At 46.2% G+C, this 17,491-nt stretch carries 19 protein-coding genes; 3 read left to right on the top strand and 16 right to left on the bottom strand.

Translation table 11 applies throughout. From position 1 onward, the window contains the following. Positions 1-84: 84 nt before the first annotated feature. From LPQ35_RS06135 to LPQ35_RS06065, 15 genes are all read right to left on the bottom strand, one after another. Positions 85-1,170: a Coenzyme F420 hydrogenase/dehydrogenase, beta subunit C-terminal domain gene (locus LPQ35_RS06135; RefSeq protein ID WP_193807781.1), complete on the bottom strand. Its 1,086-nt coding sequence runs from the start codon at positions 1,168-1,170 to the stop codon at positions 85-87. Next, complete coding sequence (locus LPQ35_RS06130) at positions 1,170-1,913, bottom strand: 4Fe-4S binding protein (RefSeq protein WP_193807780.1); 744 nt, start codon at positions 1,911-1,913, stop codon at positions 1,170-1,172. The genes LPQ35_RS06135 and LPQ35_RS06130 overlap by 1 nt, the downstream gene beginning before the upstream one ends. Further along, positions 1,907-3,010 (bottom strand): NADH-quinone oxidoreductase subunit NuoH, encoded by a 1,104-nt coding sequence (gene nuoH / locus LPQ35_RS06125; protein WP_346297583.1) that lies wholly within the window; start codon positions 3,008-3,010, stop codon positions 1,907-1,909. The genes LPQ35_RS06130 and nuoH overlap by 7 nt, the downstream gene beginning before the upstream one ends. A gap of 11 nt (positions 3,011-3,021) precedes the next feature. Beyond that, complete coding sequence (locus LPQ35_RS06120; RefSeq protein WP_193807779.1) at positions 3,022-4,257, bottom strand: NADH-quinone oxidoreductase subunit D; 1,236 nt, start codon at positions 4,255-4,257, stop codon at positions 3,022-3,024. 1 nt (position 4,258) lies between these two features. Beyond that, complete coding sequence (gene nuoB / locus LPQ35_RS06115; protein ID WP_193807778.1) at positions 4,259-5,338, bottom strand: NADH-quinone oxidoreductase subunit NuoB; 1,080 nt, start codon at positions 5,336-5,338, stop codon at positions 4,259-4,261. Beyond that, on the bottom strand, positions 5,331-5,693 hold the full coding sequence (gene ndhC, locus LPQ35_RS06110) for an NADH-quinone oxidoreductase subunit A (protein ID WP_193807777.1): 363 nt from the start codon (positions 5,691-5,693) through the stop codon (positions 5,331-5,333). The genes nuoB and ndhC overlap by 8 nt, the downstream gene beginning before the upstream one ends. Before the next feature lies 1 nt (position 5,694). Continuing rightward, the gene (locus LPQ35_RS06105) at positions 5,695-6,918 is read right to left on the bottom strand and encodes a proton-conducting transporter membrane subunit (protein WP_193807776.1); all 1,224 of its coding nucleotides are present in this window, start codon (positions 6,916-6,918) and stop codon (positions 5,695-5,697) included. A gap of 1 nt (position 6,919) precedes the next feature. Beyond that, the gene (locus LPQ35_RS06100; protein ID WP_193807775.1) at positions 6,920-8,842 is read right to left on the bottom strand and encodes a proton-conducting transporter membrane subunit; all 1,923 of its coding nucleotides are present in this window, start codon (positions 8,840-8,842) and stop codon (positions 6,920-6,922) included. Beyond that, entirely contained in the window at positions 8,842-10,272 is a 1,431-nt protein-coding gene (locus LPQ35_RS06095) for a proton-conducting transporter membrane subunit (RefSeq protein WP_193807774.1), read from the bottom strand. Before LPQ35_RS06095 ends, LPQ35_RS06100 begins: the two co-directional genes overlap by 1 nt. Further along, positions 10,269-10,568, bottom strand: a complete 300-nt coding sequence (locus tag LPQ35_RS06090; protein WP_193807773.1) for an NADH-quinone oxidoreductase subunit K — start codon at positions 10,566-10,568, stop codon at positions 10,269-10,271. The genes LPQ35_RS06095 and LPQ35_RS06090 overlap by 4 nt, the downstream gene beginning before the upstream one ends. Then, positions 10,565-11,017, bottom strand: coding sequence for an NADH-quinone oxidoreductase subunit J (locus tag LPQ35_RS06085; RefSeq protein WP_193807772.1), 453 nt, complete (start codon positions 11,015-11,017; stop codon positions 10,565-10,567). Before LPQ35_RS06085 ends, LPQ35_RS06090 begins: the two co-directional genes overlap by 4 nt. A gap of 154 nt (positions 11,018-11,171) precedes the next feature. Further along, positions 11,172-12,332: a TIGR04053 family radical SAM/SPASM domain-containing protein gene (locus LPQ35_RS06080; RefSeq protein ID WP_346297582.1), complete on the bottom strand. Its 1,161-nt coding sequence runs from the start codon at positions 12,330-12,332 to the stop codon at positions 11,172-11,174. Positions 12,333-12,337: 5 nt separating this feature from the next. Continuing rightward, on the bottom strand, positions 12,338-13,555 hold the full coding sequence (locus tag LPQ35_RS06075) for a M20 family metallo-hydrolase (RefSeq protein ID WP_193807770.1): 1,218 nt from the start codon (positions 13,553-13,555) through the stop codon (positions 12,338-12,340). Then, complete coding sequence (locus LPQ35_RS06070) at positions 13,545-14,015, bottom strand: ArsR family transcriptional regulator (RefSeq protein WP_193807769.1); 471 nt, start codon at positions 14,013-14,015, stop codon at positions 13,545-13,547. The genes LPQ35_RS06075 and LPQ35_RS06070 overlap by 11 nt, the downstream gene beginning before the upstream one ends. Positions 14,016-14,091: 76 nt before the next feature. After that, positions 14,092-14,226 carry a hypothetical protein gene (locus LPQ35_RS06065; RefSeq protein WP_346297581.1) on the bottom strand — a complete coding sequence of 45 codons (135 nt, stop codon included), beginning with the start codon at positions 14,224-14,226 and terminating at the stop codon, positions 14,092-14,094. A gap of 95 nt (positions 14,227-14,321) precedes the next feature. Here LPQ35_RS06065 and LPQ35_RS06060 point away from each other — a divergent pair, with 95 nt between their 5' ends. Continuing rightward, positions 14,322-15,062: a hypothetical protein gene (locus LPQ35_RS06060; protein WP_193807768.1), complete on the top strand. Its 741-nt coding sequence runs from the start codon at positions 14,322-14,324 to the stop codon at positions 15,060-15,062. After that, positions 15,063-15,374 carry a hypothetical protein gene (locus LPQ35_RS06055; RefSeq protein WP_193807767.1) on the top strand — a complete coding sequence of 104 codons (312 nt, stop codon included), beginning with the start codon at positions 15,063-15,065 and terminating at the stop codon, positions 15,372-15,374. It abuts the gene before it with no gap. 99 nt (positions 15,375-15,473) lie between these two features. Here the strand turns inward: LPQ35_RS06055 and LPQ35_RS06050 are convergent, their stop codons facing one another. Next, positions 15,474-16,202, bottom strand: coding sequence for an ATPase domain-containing protein (locus LPQ35_RS06050; protein WP_203219002.1), 729 nt, complete (start codon positions 16,200-16,202; stop codon positions 15,474-15,476). A gap of 109 nt (positions 16,203-16,311) precedes the next feature. Here LPQ35_RS06050 and fbp point away from each other — a divergent pair, with 109 nt between their 5' ends. Beyond that, entirely contained in the window at positions 16,312-17,427 is a 1,116-nt protein-coding gene (gene fbp / locus LPQ35_RS06045) for a fructose-1,6-bisphosphate aldolase/phosphatase (protein ID WP_346297580.1), read from the top strand. Positions 17,428-17,491 lie beyond the last annotated feature (64 nt).

The raw sequence follows: 17,491 nt of genomic DNA, 5'->3' as shown, positions 1-17,491 counted from the left end.
CCGACGGCCTTTCATCGCGTAGCGACTGCTGACTCCAGCCGCAACGGCGGGTTAACATATTGATAAATAAAAAGAATAAAAAATTTACTGGGTGCCTTCAGAGTTTTCGGGTCCCTCTTCCTTTGGAGGATATGGGTGAATCTTGACCTTGAAATCGCACAGTCTCTGAACTATTTTCATCTTCGCCTTTCCTGTCTCCACATAGCCCTTTTCAATCATGTAATCAAAAATTTTCTTTGCGTTTTCCCGTCTGATCAGAACCGTCGAAAATCCCGGATCGCTGCCCACACTTCCGATGCTGACATCCGCTTCCACAGCAGAAAAATCCTGGCACACATGACACCCGTCAGGAACAATCTCTTCCATCTCCTTAACAGGTATTGTGAATTCCGAACCATCCTTGAAGGTAACAATGAAATTACCCTTGGTTATGTCGGTCTTCACGGCATTCTTCAAATCAGCACCTCTCTCTTTGAGATAGTCATAAAGCTGGTGCCAGTAAAAGTTTTCAGTGCAGAACAGGCCAACAGCGAGTCTGACCTTCTTCTTGTAGAGGGGAATTTTCTGCTGAAGCTTCCTTATACCTGAAATCATACATGGAGTCCCAACAAAACCAATACTATCATACCTCTTGATAATTCTGTGAAGCTCTGGCATGACAGGAGCGTAGCTGTACTTTGTTCCTGTGATTCTGGTATTCAGAAGTTCGTCTGAACTCCTGACATGAACGATATACGGTCTGAACATTTCATCTCTTGCAACAAACAGTGCAACCTCGATCTCTCCCATTTCGAGAGCAGTGGCCATGAACTCAGTGACCATGGCTCCATCCTGGCCGGTGAATCTCTTTGATTTTCCGGCAGAAGCTTCAATGTACTCTCCAACCCCATTCAGCGGCGAATAATTATATCTTGGACATACTGCGACACATACTCCGCATCCCATGCAGCCCTTTTTCGGGTCAAAATCAACCGGTCTGTCCTCGAGAATGATCAGATCCACTGGACAAACAGTACATGTCCCACAGTGACTGCATATTCCCGCTTCAACAACCCTCTCCTTGAGCAGTCTCCAGCTGCTCGCCCTCTCAGGCTTCTCCGCATACCTAAGGCACGGCAGGTCCTCAAGTTCCTTGACTTCTATGGAAACCCAGTTCTTTGGCACAGGCATTATTCCTCACCTCCCCTCACGGGCGTCAATATAAGCACTTCAGTTGGACATATCCTCGCACAAATTCCACACCCAGTGCATTTTTCAAAATCCGTTTCCAAGGTAACCTTATTGCCATCCAATTTCGACTTTATCGCATCAACAGGGCAGGAGAACATGCAAAGCCTGCATCCAATGCAGTTTTCGGGATACAATGGAGCAGCTTTAAAGTCCGGTTTATCTGGCCTGTCAAACTCGACCGTAAGCTCCTCAAATTCTTTCCGCTTTATCAGCTTGATATCACCATCGAAATCGTACTCGACGGTTGCTTTGTCCTCCCTCTCAACCTCGGGAACATGCTCCATCTGTCTGGCAGTGACCAGCATTGACTCAACATCCTTGAACGCAACATCATGAATTTTGGATGGCCTCAGAGCTGCAGTCGGGCATGAGTCCACACAGAAGTGGCAGAGTATGCATTTTGCATAATCCACACCCGGATAGTACCTGCCTTCCTCGTTAGGATACATCTGAATGGCGTTTGCAGGACAGATGTGTGCGCATCTGAAACAGCTTATACAGTCTTCCTTCTCAAAAAGAATTATTCCTCTAAAGTGTTCAGGAAGCTTTCTCCTCTCATGAGGATAGCTTATCGTTATTGTCCCAGGATTGATTGCCTCTTTCGTAACTTCAGTAATCGCCCTCAAATGTCCAACTGCACTCCGAATAATGCTTTTTTCCGGTGCCTTTACTCGCTTCACCATGCGGCCCACCCCGCTGAAATTACAAGACTGATTAACGATAGGCAGAACAGAACACTCCATCCCAGCCTCAGAGTCTGATCAATCCTGTACCTTGCGTAGATTGATCTTGCAAGAGCAATCACGCTCACAATAACGAACGTCTTTATATAGAACCAGAGAACGTAAGAGAACTCCCCCAGAGGTGCAATATATGGTCCATTCCACCCTCCAAAGAAAAGCAAAGTCATGAGCATGGAGAGTATGTAAACTTTTTCGTATGGCAGAGTCATTGTAAGGCCAAAGAAGATGCCCGAATACTCTACATACGGCCCAAAAGCTACCTCCTGGTCAGCCTCTGCAATATCAAACGGAAGTCTGCCTGTTGCGATGAGTGTCGTTATGAAGAATACCAAGAAAGCTATCGGATTCAGAAATACACCAGGAATTGTTTGCCTTGTTACGATCTCAAAGGGGTTGGCAGTCTGATAAACGAGAACCATCGAAGCAACTGCAAGAATGAAGGGAATTTCGTAGGCAAAGTAAATGAACGCTTCTCTGACAGTTCCAATGAAGGCAAATTTGTTGTTGGATGCCCACCCCATACCCATTATAAAGACAGGAATGAGTGAAACAAGAGCGACAGCCGCGAAGAGGCCGTATGACGTGTCAATACCGTAGGAGCCCCCAGCAGGTATGAAAAGTATGGGGAGCAGAACAGGTAAGAAAGACAGCAGTGGAAACTGTGCAAAGTAGAATTTATTGGCACCCTTGTGTATGATTACTTCCTGGAAGAAATACCTCATACCGTCTGCAAGTGTTTGAATCAACCCACCGGTCCTCCTGGAAACTTCTTTTGGCCCAATTCTCCACTGAACTCTTGCCGTAAGCTTTCTCTCAAAGTAAACAATCCACAGGAGCACAAGCGTTATGCCGATAAGTCCAGGGAAGAAGACCATGTGAAATATGGGCTTCCACAGAAGGAACGCTACCAGCAGATTGACCAGAGGTATATTCATCAGCTTATCGACAATCGGCTGTATTGCTGGGATGTGTATCATCTCTGAAGTGAACACACTCAGGATCCTATCAAGCAGTACGAATATCACGTCGGATTCCATATCTTATCACCTCACCTGTCAGCCTCAGGAGGGAAATATCCAAAGCTACCGTAAATCGCCTGCAAATCTGCAAGCCTGTGACCCTTGCATGCCTCCATGAATCCCTTCAAGTACATCCAGCTCGGAGTTACCACTCTCACCCTGTATGGAGTTGTTGATTCACCATCACTCACGATGGTGAACAGCAGTGTGCCTCTTGCAGATTCCGTCAGAGTCGTATATTCACCCTCAGGAAGCACAATGTTCGAATACGCTTCGAAAAAGCTTCCCCTGATGTCTTTTCTATTGAATGCCACAATATCGTCGCTCAATACGTCCCCTTCTGGAATGTTATCGACAAGCTGCCTTATCATGCGAATGCTCTGAGCAATCTCTTCGGCTCTTACGAGAAGTCTTGTGTATCCATCTCCATCCTCTCCAACGACCATATCCCAGTCTATCTCCTCATAGGCCTCATATGGATCGATTTTCCTGACATCGTATTCTACCCCGGATGCCCGGATGAATGGTCCAACAAGTCCATACTTCACCGCTTCCTCTCTGTTCAGCACACCGACTTCCTTCAGCCTTGCAATCGTTGTTGGATTCCTGATGAATACTCTCTCGAATTTCTTTATTCTGTGCTCAAGGGCATAGGTCATCCTCTTTATCACGTCCAGCGTTTTCCCGTCAACATCCCTTCTCACACCGCCCGGCACAATGAAGGAACCTGTAATCCTCGTTCCGGTAACTCTCGTAAATATTTCAACTATAAACTCCCTCATTGCAAAGGGCCACATGAAACCGGTCGTATGGCCAATGAACACGGAGAGAATGCCAGCATCATAGAGGTGCGTTCCGATTCTTCCAAGCTCAGCAAGGATGGTTCTGATATACTTGGCCCTTTCTGGAACCTCAATTCCCAGAGCGTCTTCAATTGCCCTAACATAACCGAGATTGTAATTTCCAAAATCGATTATAGAGGGCCTCTCAAAGAGAGGGATGTTCTGGATGTAGAGCTTTGTTTCTGCAAGTTTTTCCATGGATCTGTGGACATAACCTGGATCCGGAATCACCTCCACTATGAAATCTCCTTTTACCCTTACAATAAGCCTCATGTGCCCGCTTCCACCATGCTGGGGTCCCACAAAGACCACAAAGTCATCACTTTTGTAAGCGTCCTCAAGAAATTCCTTTGAAACCGGGACGAAATAAGACTGATATTCCTGAGGAGGTTCCACGGCAAGATCAAGCGCATACTCTTTCATCTCACTCACCTCCTATGTAAACATCATCCTGAAGCTTGAAGTCTTTCCTGAGGGGTGTTTCTGGCGTATCTGGAGCCAGAAGGAACTTTCTGCCCATCCAAGGATTTCCTTCAAACCATACTCCAAAGAGGTCGTGTAGCTCTCTTTCAAGGTAATCCGCGGCAGGCCACACATCGATCAAACTCGGGAAAACCGGATCGTTTCTGTCAATTTCAGAAATCATTGTAACGAGCAGTGGGGTGAATTCCGGATTGAGGTAACTCGACGCAACATATTCCACAATGAACTTGCCCTCGTGAGGGACATCAATCACATTAACGGATTTGATGTGGTCTAAGCCTGCTTCAAGCAATTTTCTGGCAGCTTCAACAAAATTATCTCTGCTAACCCTAACAGCCACCTTGTTCCTCCCAGTTATTGTAATCCTCTCGCCAAGCTCACCCAACACCTCCGAGAGCTTTGCCACGATTTCCTTTCCACCAGGCCATCCATCTTCTCTCGGCACGTCAACAACAACAGACGGGTTGCTTGCTACATACTTCGGGGGAGGCGGTACTTTTTTCGGCCTCTTCTTTTTCTTACCCTCCTCAACAGCTTCTCTGACTGTGGGATAAACTATGGTGTTTCTCGGCTCACCCGTATCAATTTCATTCTGCAGCGCTCTGAAACATCTGAGCAGAGACTCTGGAGTTGGAGGGCAGCCGGGCGCATAGTACTTCACGGGAACCACTTCAAAAGGCTTCACCATGTTGTATCCGTTCCAGAAGAGTCCACCCTTGATGCCGCATACGCCCATAACAATCACAAACTTTGGATCTGGCATCTGTTCATAGGTTATCTTCAGTGCTCTCGCCATCTTTCTTGTTATTGCACCCTCAACCACAATGCAGTTCGTCTGTCTGGCCATTCCAAAGTTCAGCACTCCAAGCCTCTCACCATCATAACCGCTAGCAAATGCATGAGCCAGTTCAACACCACAGCAAGCAGTAACGAGGTGAGTTGGCCAAATGCTATACTTGGTACCCCATTTCTTGAGCGGTGCAAGTGGACCCTTATGAAGGAACTCAATCATTTCATCCATACACATCCCTCCTGTGGGAAGCTTCATCAGCCAACTTATACGAAAAGTAAAATGCAGGGAGCATTGACACAAGCGCTATAGCGAGGAACTTCAGATAATCAAGACCCGGAAACATTGCAAACAGCAGTATCAGAACAACAACAGGCTCGAAAGCCATGAAAAGCACAAGAAAACCAAAATACTGCATTGGAAGAGTGTACTTCGGAAATCCCACAGATATGTTTCCTGATTCCCAGCGCTCATACTTCAGAGGAGTGGGATTTTTCTTCGGCAGTATGTTAGCAAGCAGATATACTGCCACATCCACAACGAAGCTGACCACCACAACAAATGCGACGACAATGACTTCCTCCATTTCAGACACCTCCGATTGCAAGATAGCTCATGAGCAGCTTGCTCGACTCGATTATCCAGTTGGGCGGAACAACCGTCAGCAGCATCAGTACCGCAGTCAGTGTGATCAGATAAGCCGCCACTTTCCGGTAGCCCTTTGTTCCTTCAAAAGTTTTCATCAGTCTGACGTAATACGGAACAGACATGGCCGAATTCAAAACGAGTAGCACAGCAACCCATATAAAGTTCGCATAAACCAGAGAAGACAGAATATACAGCTTGCTCCAGAATCCCATCAGAGGCGGCAGGCCTATGAAGGACAGAGCTAATACGTATGTTTCCACAGTTGGCATGGCTTTCTCCTTAATTCCAATGAAAAAGCCAATCTTACCAATTGAGTTTGTGAGAAGCTGAAGCATTGCTCCTGCAAATGCCAGGTAGATGAACTCCTCCTTTACAGCCACGATCAGTGCTGCAATTATATAACCCATGTTTGCAACCGTAGAGTACGCAAGAATTCTCGCAGGTTTCTGGCTGGTTAGCGCACCAATATTGCCCACCAGCATGGAGACGACCGCAAGAATGCTTCCAATCAGCGTTATGACTTCATCACCCATGTGGGTGGACGACACAATCTTGAATGCAACCACAAAGGGAACGAACTTTGCAATGCTCGCTATAACCGAAATTGGAATTGGATCGGCCGTCTCAAAAACATCCGGAACCCACTCATGGAAGGGGCCGGCTCCAACCTCTATTGCGAGTCCCACAATCAGCATCGTAAACCCTATGTAGTATAGGGCAAGGCTCGAAGTTGCACTTGCATGAACCATCAAAACTGCCCCGATCAGAAAGAGAACCGTTGCAATTACCATGAAGGTCATGTACTTTATACCCACCTCGACCCTCATTCCAGTATCACTGGCCATCACCATCATGTACGTAGGGACGCTCGCCACCACAAACATACCGAGGAGGAATGCGAGACTTTGAGAGTAGAATGCATACACTGTTGCAACAAAGATCAATCCGACGAGTGTGTAATCCACTCCCCTCAAAAAGCCTTTCATCAGGTCGAGGGAAGCAAGATTAATTATCGCAATGACTAGGATCATGAGCAGGAGTGGGTTATTGACTGCCGTCAGTAGAGATGCAATCAGCGCTCCAGCAAGTCCGATGTACTTGTTTTTCATTGACAAGGCTCCTGAAACCGCGAGAATTAATAGAGAGTAAATGACAAACTCCATTTTACCACCACCCCGTTATTGAAACTATCAGCAAGACAGCCAGTATCAGGCTCACAACTATCTTAGCATACCTTTCAAGACTTCCATTCTGAACCACTCTTATACCGTATGAGAATGCCTCAAACAGACCCGGAATGAAGCTATGAGCTATGAAGTCAAGAGTCCTGTTGAACACATCCACAACCCGTGCAATCGCCCAGCCGATTCTCGGCACCACATAGTCGTTCAGCGCCATCATGTAGAACCTATCATAGAAAACCTGTCCCACTGGCGAGTAGTACTCCGGCTTCATGAAACCTATTGTGTATGTCGTGAGAACCAGCAGTCCAACGGCAAAAGATGTCGTGGCAAATCCGGCAGGAACAAATTCCACCGCATGACTGTCCAGTCCATAAAAGATTGCAGCAAGAAGGACGAGAAGCATGGAGACCATTACTGTGTACGCAGTTGTCATCACCTTTCCACCATGCAGGTGCAGGTGTACCTTTCTACCCTTCCAGAAATTGAGAGCGAAGAACTTGGCCAAGAACGCTGCATAAATTGCGGATATCGTTATCAGCAAGACAAGAGGAATAAAACCAAACTCATGGTTAAGTTCGTGCAGTACTTCATCCATTCCCGACTTCACCCAGTATGCAGTAAGCGGAGGTATACCTGCGAGAGTTATGGTCGCAAAGAGGGTTACAATGCCTGTAACCTTCATCTTGCTGAAAACTTCCCTATCCCCACACAGGAATCTGTCGTGAGTTTCATGAATTATGTGTCCAGCGACAAGGAACAGAGTGGCTTTTGCAAAGGCATGGGTGATGAGATACCAGAATGCAACGATTATTGCAAACTCACCAACCCACATGCTGGATGCCGCTGCAGCAAACATCAATCCAAGACTTGACATTGTTGAGGCGGCAAGAAGCACCTTTCTTTCCCGGCTCGCAAGAGCGACCAGCGCACCGTAAAGGCTGCTTATCAGCCCAAGGAAGAGGACAAAAGCATATACATACTCAAGCCCCTCAGCGTGCTGTGTCCACGGCTGGATGTACCAACTTATCCTCATGAACAAGTATGTTCCAGCAGCGACCATTGTTGCGGAGTGGAGTAATGCAGAGACGGTTGTTGGACCCGTCATGGCGGTCATCAACCATTCACTGAACGGAAGCTGTGCGGATTTTGTGAACGGACCCATAAGGAACGCTACCAGAAGTACAACAGTTCCAAAAGTTCCGATATGCTCGAACAGACCGCCCCAGTTGATCTGTGAAATATCAAGAGTCCCGGTCAGAGCGAAAATTGCTGCCACTGCAAAAAACATGGGCATATCCCCAACCCTGATCGTCGATATGGCTCTCCATCCACCCGTGCTTGGACTCCAGAACATTTTGAGGGGGCCAACAATTCTGTTAAGCACACCAACATAGCTGATTTCGTCATCATCTCTGAACCAGTGGCCAATAAGACCCCATGACGCAATGCCCAGTCCCTCCCAGCCAATGAGCAGCATGAACAGGTTATCGCTGTAAACCACAAGCAGCATGCTTGCCGTGAAAAGGTTGAAGAAGAACCAGTACCACCCAAGCCTGTAGTCCTCCTTCATGTATTCAGTGCCATATACACCAATCACAAAGGCAATAAAGCCCGTCAGAGCACCCATGTATTTGCTGAGGTAATCCACAACGAAGGTGAAGTTTATGCCCAGAGCAGTCAGCCAAGGATAAACATACCTTCCCTCTTCTACTCTGAAGAGTATAAACAGAGTAATCAGGAATGACACGAACAGTCCGAAGACGCTAAGATACGGCAGTTTTCTGGCAAATTCATCCTGTCTCTTCGGCCATATCAGTGCTATCGGAAAGCTTGCAAGTATGGGTGTGAAGAACAAAGCAAGCCAGATCACTGGACTCAGCTCGAGTTCCATCAGCGCTTCCATCAGATTCCACCTCCCAGGAACGTTAATATCGCATCAACAAACCATGTGGCAAGTGGGGGCAGGATGAAAAGGAACGAAATCGCACCTATGAGGTATAGGGGTGTATCGAGCAATCTGTTCACCTTGGCCTTCTCATAATCTCTGACCCTGCCATAATATATCCTCTTCATAGTATAGAAGCTGTAAAGCCCGGAGATTATGAAGACAAAGACCACGAGGAGCATGGTGTCGAGAGACAGTCCGTAGGTGTCAACCAGTCCTTTAAGGATGAAGAACTCGCCAATCATCCCTATGGTGAGAATACCGCTCAAATTCATGAACCCGATCAAGGCAGCATTTGCAATGGTTGGAACCTGCTCATGCAATCCGCTCATCTTATCGAGGTCTCTCAGACCGTGATACGTCGCTATGATTGCCCCAGCACTCATGAAGAGTATCGACTTGCCGAAAGCGTGGCTGATGTACTGAATTATAACTCCAACAATTCCGGCAGTCCCGAGAGAAAATGCAATGAGAATGTAACCCATCTGAGAAATCGTCGAGTACGCCAGCAACCTCTTGTGGTCAGTCTGCTTGAAAACGCCAAAGCCAGCCACAACACTTGTAATGACTCCGTATATGAAAATCTCCCATCTGTAAGTCAGAATGAAGGAGGGGTCGATAAGGTAGATCCTTAGGAGAATATAAGCTGCGAGGCCGACCGTTAAGGGGCTCAGAAGGGCACTGACAGGAGTGGGCGCCTCAGCATGCGCCCAGGGCAGCCATACATGCGGGCCCAGTCCAGGAAGCTTTACCATCATGCCGATGAAAATCAGGGTCCACGCAAGCATGCTCACCCCGGCAATGCTGTCCAGCGCGAGTGTTTTGTTTTCAAACCCTATTAGCAGAATTCCCACCAGCGCGAGAACTCCGGCTATGTTAGTCCATACGAAATAAAGAATTGCCACCCATACCCTGTTCCCGTAGCCATAGTAGTAGATCAGGAGGAATGATGCAATAAGGGAAATTTCAAGAAAGATGTAGAGCAGGATAAGATTTCCAGCATAGACCAGCCAGAGCATTGATGCAGCATACAGGTTATAAAGGAACCAGTATTTCCTGAATTCCACATCGGGGTTAAGATCCATTTCCTCGAACCTGTGTTTCATGTATGGATAGGAGTACAGAGCGACCATTGCAGAAACGAATGCAATTGTAAAGCCGAAGGCATGACTTATTGTATCTCCAAGCAGGTATATCTTTCCAATCGGTTCAAGCGCATTGAATAGCGGTAGAGTGAAGCTGCTTTTCGTTATGAAATCAGAAAGTATGAATATGAATGACAGGATGAAGACAATCGAGGACAGGTACGATGCACCCTTCCCCCTTACAAATGGCGCAGCAATTATCGCCACAAGCGGAATCAAAAATGCATACAGTGCAAGGCTCATAGCTCATCCCCTCCTGTAGTTATCACATCCACAGTCGTTTTCCTGAATTTCCTGTCGAGGAATATTATTGCCGAGATCATAATCAGCAGTTCTCCTGCGCTCGTAAAGACAGTTATCAGTGTAATGGCATTACCCTCAGCTATCAGAGACGGGTTGGTGAAGAGAGGCACAACTGACAGGAAAACTGCTGAAAACATCAGCTCAAGAGATATTAAAAGTCTGATAACGTCCTTCGCAGATGTGGCAATTAGATACCCTATCACAAGCAGTCCGATAGACGTTGCAGTCTCAATCATGCGCTATCCCTCCTCAGCATGCTTATTGCAGAGAGCATGAGCAGAGTTGTCAGAACGATTAGAAACGCGACAAGAACAGAATAGTCCGTAAGCATCTTATCAAACGCATCTGAAAACTCCCCTGCCATAAATGTATTCAGCCCTACCGTTACAGCGAGGATTACCGCAATAACCTCTCCAACGACAAGCCACCGTTCATCAACCTTTCTCGGGTTGACAAAACGGTACGTTGCCGCAAGAGCCACAGTAACAATACCCACAGCACCAATGAATATGAAGGCTATCAGGACGAAAACCGAATAGATACCATGGAAGGCATATATCGCACCCACGGCCAGCATCGTTGCAGACATGAATAGTGCCGAATAGAAGTTATCGCGAGTGATCCATGCGCCCAGTGCGAAGATTAAGGCAATCACTGAGAGCAAAAGGACGATAACCGCTTCCATACCCCAGCCATTAAGACCATGATTAATAAGTTTTGCTAAATTTATCGACCGGATTTATTATAATTTAAAATCGTGATATTTTTGGAGCAGGATATTAAAAACAGATAAAATTCAGAAACCCACAAAAAAGAAAAACCAGCAAAAAAACGGGCAATTACATTATTACTTCGGTTCCTTTAGGCCTGTAAATACATCTCGGCTCCGCTGCAAGATAATCTCCAGTCATCGCGTATGCTCTGGCTCTGCTACCACCACAGATGTGCCTGAATTCACATTTTCCGCATTTACCCCTGAGATTGTCTGGATTTTTCAAGCTGAGAAATATGTCTGAGTTGCCGTAAATATCTCTCAGACTTTTCTCCCTAACATTCCCTGCAACCAGCGGAAGGAAACCGCTCGGGTAAACTTCCCCAACATGGCTTATGAAGAACATTCCTCTACCGTCAGTTATACCCATCATCCTCCTGATGCCGTCCCTTGCCATGCTCCTCCCATGCGCCCCGGAAACTATCTCCTTGGAGTCTCCTTCAGGCATACCCCTCAGAGACTCTGCGAGCCTGTGGTAAAGTTCCCCGTGAGGTAAATCATATGTTCCACTGTCCCTCATGTACTCAATTCTCCTCAAATGTGTGGCTGCGGAGCTTTTAACGTTGAGAGGTGTCCTCTTTGACAAATCATACAGCCAGTTGAGTATGTCCTCAAATTCCTGTGAAGTCGGCATGTACTCGGCCTTTGCCCTTCCGGTAGGCACAACAAAGAACACATCCCAGAGAGCGATTTCGTTCTCAATCCCGATCTTCGCTATATTCGGCAAATCAGCCATGTTGAAATTCGTTACAGTTGTGTTAATCTGCCGAGATATTTCAAGCTCCCTTGCCATCTCAAGAATCTCCAGACTCGTCTCAAACGTTCCGCCTACACCCCTGAAATGATCATGTATCTCAGGATTGCTGCCATCGAGACTTATTGCTATTCTGGAGATACCTGCCTCCTTCAGCTTCTCAAGTCTTTCTCTCGTAGCAAGCTTTGTTCCACTGAATGCTATTGCTGATCTGATGCCACTGGAAGTTGCGTATTCAACAATCTCAAAGACGTCCTCCCTCATCAGAGGGTCTCCGCCTGTAAAAACGACGAGCGGATAGGGTCTACCAAACTCCTTTATCTGCTCGATTACACCAAAGGCCTCATCGGTCGTAAGCTCATTCGGATTTCTTTTTCTTATCGCTCTGGCTCTGCAGTGTCTGCAAGCAAGCATGCAGGCTCTCGTTAATTCCCAGAAAATTATGAATGGTTTCTCTCGGATGTCGTAAAACAACTGCATCACCTCTCAAAAGCAAGATATGCAAAAACTTTGGCATCCTCAATTATATTCGATATCCTTGCATATTCGTTCGGCTGATGTGCGGTCTCATCACTCGTGTTCCACACTGCAGTTTCAAAACCAGCTCTCCTGAAGAACGAGGCGCAGGTATTCCCTCCAACACCTATTGCCCTCGCTTTGATTCCCCTAACATCCATTATCGCTTTTTTGAGCTTTAAAACGATTTCAGCGTCTTCATCTGTGGGAGGAGACCACGATTTCTGAACAACTTCCATTCTGCAGTCGTACCCATCCTCATTCCTCTTTCTCTCGAGAAAGTTTTCCAGAAACTCAATTACTTCATCAACGTCATAGTCTGGCAGAATCCTGCAATCCATGTAACTCACGTCCAGTCCAGGGATGGTATTCACATTATCCACGTTTTTCTCCCTTCGAGTAGGTTCAAAAGTGGAGAAGGGCGGTTCAAATAATTCATTTCTGTAATCATACCGCCTATGGAGAATTTCATCAAGTTCCAGCAGCATTTTCATGGCCCTTCTGCTTGCGTTAAATGACGTGTCCGGTCTTGAGGCGTGTCCCTGCTTGCCAAATATCTCAAACCTGATCCAGAGAATCGTTTTCTCAGCCACTTCTATCAGAGAGCCATCAGGGCTACCGGCATCAGGGACAACAAAAAGATCGTTTTTCCCAAAAATACCTTTTTTAATTAGATGCTGAATACCGTAATCGCTACCGGTCTCTTCATCCGAAACAAAGACCATCCCAAAACTGAGATCAGGTTCATTTTCTGCAAGAAACATTCCTGCAAGCAGGGTTGAAACTATGGCCTGTCCATTATCTTCAGCACCCCTGCCATAAATCCTGTCTCCCTCCACCCTTGCCTTGAAAGGATCGCTTTCCCATAGGGACAGATCACCCTCAGGAACCACGTCAAGATGTGTTACGATCCAGAGGGTTCTGCTGCTCTTACCCTTTATTTTAGCCACTATGTTCGGTCTCAGTCCGTTTTTTGCCCTCTCATCTTCGGCATCATATCTCCTGACATCATCTGCAAAATCCAGCAATCCTTCAACATACTCTGCCTTGTCCCATTCTCCATTTCCACCATTTTCAGGAGATAGCGCTTTAATTTCAATTAACCTTGAGAGAGTATCTACGACAAAATCTCTTTTCGAGTCGAGAGAATTAAGGGAATCAACCAAAATGCTACTGGGCATTTATGATCTCCTCAATTCTCTTTCTCAGCTCTTCAACCCTTTCGATTACCTCTCTGTCATTGCTCTCAACCCTCTCAAGTTCGGCTTTCAGGGGTAAGAGTATCCTCAGGGCTTTTTCACCTCTGTGACCGTCGAGACTCATAAAAACATCTTCAATAATTTTCAATTTTTTTCTTGCAACAAAATCTCTGTTGAGTAAACCCTTCAGCTGAATCAAAAGCTCTGCAACTTTTTTGCCATCATCTGTCAGCTTTACCTTCCTGATACGCCCTTCGAATTCACTTTCCACAAGTGCATTATCTTCAAAAATTCCCAGAACCTTGGAAATGTAGCTGTAAGGCGAGCCAACCTCTCTGGAGATACTGAGCGGGTAAGCCAGTTCTCCGTTTTTCTCCGCCTCGTAGATCTTCACTATGATATCCACAGCCTTCTCGTGCAGAAACAGTCTCTCAACACTCATGTCCAATCCCTCTCACACTCAGACCCGATAATGAATTTATAATTTATCCTCACCAATGTATCCTTTCCAGATGTTATCAGGATGAAAGTTGAATATATGCAAAGACCAGCAAACTTAAAAGTATAGATATGACGAACATTATGTCAAATTCATCAATATTTCGCTCTCCATCGTCCAAGCTCAGGTCGTTAAAATCATCCCTGAAGTCCATAAACATTCTAAGCCACTAAAACATATGATAAATTTTTCCCCCAAATACCAAGATTGCAAAAGATATATATTTTGTTGAAGAGAGAATGTGTCCCAATGCTTGAGGTCTATCTTGCGCTTCTCACATCACTGGCAGGACTTTACATAGCCTCAATATTCAACTCAACAGACGGAAGAAAAAACACGATTTCCCAGTCGTTGCAGCTCCACGCAGATAAAACACTTCTGGTTCTGATAGCACTTATGGTCGTTTACACAATCCTCTCAATTCTTCAGATCGTCAATCTTGCCCAATACATTTCGGGGTCCTCCAAATTCGTACCCAAAACGTACTTCAGCCTTGTGCTTGCAGGTTACGCAGCCATAATCCTCTACCTGTTTCTGAAAATCGTCTTCAGCCTACACAAAAATTCAATAAAATTCCTAACGCCCCAGTTCAATCAGACCAACATCATTCTTGTGATGGGGCTGGCAGTGATCTGGATGTACCTCAACACACTCAACCAGCAGTTCAGCGTTATTGCCAACCACATCGCCATATCGCTCAACGGTCTTTTTATAATATCAGCAGTGATGTCGATATACATCATCTACCTGCTCTCCAAGTATTACAGCATGCTGGTGAAAGGGATGATCCTCGAACACATGGACTTCTATTCCCACTTCCTGAAACTCACACTTGCCATAACGCTTTTTTCGTTTGCCATGCTCTCAAGGGAAACGCAGGGATGCGAGATGGTAATATGCAACACACTGATTGCTGGTCACGCGATCATAATGAACCACACAATTTCAGAGCTTGGGAGATCCATAAAAAGAACCTTGGGAATGAGATAAATGGCGCAGAGCTGGGAAAAAGTCTACAGAAGGGTTCAGACCATCAAACCCGTCCTGAAAATACTGTTTAAAGAAAGATGCATAGAAAAAGGCTCAGTAATCCTCATTCCGGATGGGCCGCTGGACATAGAAATCAGCACAAAGGACGTTCGGTTTTACCTTCATGGAGAACTTGCCGGGATTCTTGACGAAAAGGGTCTGATGATAATAATTGACGAGGCAAAGACAGAGATCGAAAACTGGTGCATAGCACTCTCTTCTCCGGGATTCAAAAGATATTCAATTAAAAAACAAAAAACCAGTGACAGATAAAAGTAGGGTTAGCTTCCCCAAATCAGAAATAAATGCCCTTAAGGTGTCTGCAAATACGAGTACAGCATTATAAAATTTAAGGACAAAAATTATACACTCTCAGAATAGCTCTTCCTTCGAATGAACAACGATGTCGCCAGAAGTGATATCGTACGGGTGTATCTTCTGGCTGTGGTTCGTTCCCCTCATTTTGTAAATTTCGAGGCTCCTGACTCTAACATTCTCGCTCCGCGTATAATAAAGCACTATTGTGCCCTCTGTAACGAAGTTCTCCACTCCAAACCTTGAAATCATTCCGCTCTCAATTACCTCCGCAGTCATCACAGTTGTCAGGCCGAGAACCTCCAGAGTGGTTGAAATCTTGAGCAACTCCACTCGGAACTTGGAAGGATCTGCAATTGAAAAACCGAGCGCCGTTGTTGAATCCAGAGCTGCTCTTAAAGCACCGATTTCATCCTGAATCGTGATTATGTTATCAATAAGACTCCTTATATCAAATGGCCTGACATCAATGTATTTCTCATCGGTTGGCAGGCCAATTTTTGCTGACATCGCATCGATTATAGCAAGCATGTTCTCGTCTTCCAGCTTTTCAAGGTCCCAGCCAAAAACTGAAAAGTTCTCTCTCAGATTCTGGGGCCTTTCCTCAGTGGCAATGAAAATTCCAGGCTCGTTAAACTCCTTTGCACCATTAACCAGAAACTGCATTGCAAATATTGTTTTTCCAGTACCTGAAGGCCCTGAAATCAGATAACTTCTGTCCCTTACGAGGCCTCCCTCACACAGTTCATCAAATCCAGGTATGCCAGTTGGGCATCTTCTCAGCATGAAATTCCCCCTCATCATTAATGTGATTATATCCTCGCACCTAATTATGAGTATGTGGTATATAAAATTAACCTGAAACCTTTTATAGCTTTAATACCCATTTCTGCCCATGAGCAAAATTACAGTGAGTCTAATCAAAGCAGATGTCGGTGGATTGCCCGGACATGTTACTGTAGCTGACGAGCATATCGAAAAAGCCCAGGAAAACCTGTCCATCGCAAAAGATAGCGGGCTGATAATAGACTTCAGAGTATTCAGAGCGGGAGACGATCTCGAGCTCGTGATGACCCACAAAAAGGGTGTGGACAGCGAAGAGATTCACAAGCTCGCCTGGGATACCTTTGAAAAAGCAACCGAAATAGCAAAGGAACTCAAGCTCTATGGTGCGGGTCAGGACCTTTTGAGCGATGCTTTTTCCGGCAACGTGAGAGGAATGGGGCCGGGAGTTGCGGAGATGGAGTTCACCGAAAGAGGGGCTGAACCGGTAATTGCGTTCATGATGGATAAAACAGAGCCAGGAGCATTCAACCTGCCAATCTTCAGGATGTTTGCCGATCCGTTCAATACAGCGGGCCTTGTCATTGATCCAAACCTCCATAACGGCTTTGTTTTCGAAATATGGGACATCTATGAGCATAAGAGAGTTCTAATGAACAGTCCTGAGGAAATGTATGACATTCTCGCGCTTATAGGTGCTAAATCAAGGTTTGTCATCAAGAGAGTATTTCCAAAAGAGGGTGGAAAGCTTCCGGCAGATGAGCCTGTTGCGGTCATCAGCACAGAGAAGCTCTACCAGATCGCCGGGGAGTATGTGGGCAAGGATGATCCAGTTGCCCTCGTAAGAGCGCAGAGCGGGCTACCTGCAGTTGGAGAGGTGCTGGAGCCGTTCGCATTCCCGCATCTCGTAAGCGGGTGGATGCGCGGCTCCCACAATGGCCCGTTAATGCCGGTGCCGTTCCACTACTCCAAATGCACCAGGTTTGACGGTCCTCCAAGGGTTATAGCTGCAGGATTCCAGCTTGCCAACGGAAGGCTCGTCGGGCCTGTGGATCTGTTCGACGATCCGGCTTACGACTACACCAGACAGAAGGCTGTTGAGATTGCCGAGTACATGAGGAGGCACGGCCCGTTCGAGCCGCACAGACTGCCAATGGAGGATATGGAATACACCACGCTGCCAAAGGTCATGGACAGGCTGAAGGATAGATTTGAAAGCATAGAATAGCAAAACCCATTTTTCTTTTTCCCGAATTTTCCACATCGGCAGAAACTCATCATGAGATGCGGTA

This window comes from Geoglobus acetivorans (assembly GCF_039641995.1).
GTDB classification, from domain to species: domain Archaea; phylum Halobacteriota; class Archaeoglobi; order Archaeoglobales; family Archaeoglobaceae; genus Geoglobus; species Geoglobus acetivorans.
The sequence above is the reverse complement of the archived record's forward strand: the minus strand, read 5'-3'. Positions and strand labels throughout refer to the sequence as shown.

Bases quoted from the DNA above. Each gene is read 5' to 3' on its own strand.
- LPQ35_RS06120 (WP_193807779.1), bottom strand. From the start codon at position 4,257: ATGAAAGAGTATGCGCTTGATCTTGCCGTGGAACCTCCTCAGGAATAT.
- LPQ35_RS06105 (WP_193807776.1), bottom strand. From the start codon at position 6,918: ATGGAGTTTGTCATTTACTCTCTATTAATTCTCGCGGTTTCAGGAGCC.
- ndhC (WP_193807777.1), bottom strand. From the start codon at position 5,693: ATGGAGGAAGTCATTGTCGTCGCATTTGTTGTGGTGGTCAGCTTCGTT.
- LPQ35_RS06060 (WP_193807768.1), top strand. From the start codon at position 14,322: ATGCTTGAGGTCTATCTTGCGCTTCTCACATCACTGGCAGGACTTTAC.
- nuoB (WP_193807778.1), bottom strand. From the start codon at position 5,338: ATGGATGAAATGATTGAGTTCCTTCATAAGGGTCCACTTGCACCGCTC.
- LPQ35_RS06100 (WP_193807775.1), bottom strand. From the start codon at position 8,842: ATGGAAGCGCTGATGGAACTCGAGCTGAGTCCAGTGATCTGGCTTGCT.
- LPQ35_RS06085 (WP_193807772.1), bottom strand. From the start codon at position 11,017: ATGGAAGCGGTTATCGTCCTTTTGCTCTCAGTGATTGCCTTAATCTTC.
- LPQ35_RS06070 (WP_193807769.1), bottom strand. From the start codon at position 14,015: ATGAGTGTTGAGAGACTGTTTCTGCACGAGAAGGCTGTGGATATCATA.
- LPQ35_RS06130 (WP_193807780.1), bottom strand. From the start codon at position 1,913: ATGGTGAAGCGAGTAAAGGCACCGGAAAAAAGCATTATTCGGAGTGCA.
- LPQ35_RS06135 (WP_193807781.1), bottom strand. From the start codon at position 1,170: ATGCCTGTGCCAAAGAACTGGGTTTCCATAGAAGTCAAGGAACTTGAG.
- fbp (WP_346297580.1), top strand. From the start codon at position 16,312: ATGAGCAAAATTACAGTGAGTCTAATCAAAGCAGATGTCGGTGGATTG.
- nuoH (WP_346297583.1), bottom strand. From the start codon at position 3,010: ATGGAATCCGACGTGATATTCGTACTGCTTGATAGGATCCTGAGTGTG.
- LPQ35_RS06065 (WP_346297581.1), bottom strand. From the start codon at position 14,226: ATGGACTTCAGGGATGATTTTAACGACCTGAGCTTGGACGATGGAGAG.
- LPQ35_RS06090 (WP_193807773.1), bottom strand. From the start codon at position 10,568: ATGATTGAGACTGCAACGTCTATCGGACTGCTTGTGATAGGGTATCTA.
- LPQ35_RS06075 (WP_193807770.1), bottom strand. From the start codon at position 13,555: ATGCCCAGTAGCATTTTGGTTGATTCCCTTAATTCTCTCGACTCGAAA.
- LPQ35_RS06095 (WP_193807774.1), bottom strand. From the start codon at position 10,272: ATGAGCCTTGCACTGTATGCATTTTTGATTCCGCTTGTGGCGATAATT.
- LPQ35_RS06055 (WP_193807767.1), top strand. From the start codon at position 15,063: ATGGCGCAGAGCTGGGAAAAAGTCTACAGAAGGGTTCAGACCATCAAA.
- LPQ35_RS06050 (WP_203219002.1), bottom strand. From the start codon at position 16,202: ATGCTGAGAAGATGCCCAACTGGCATACCTGGATTTGATGAACTGTGT.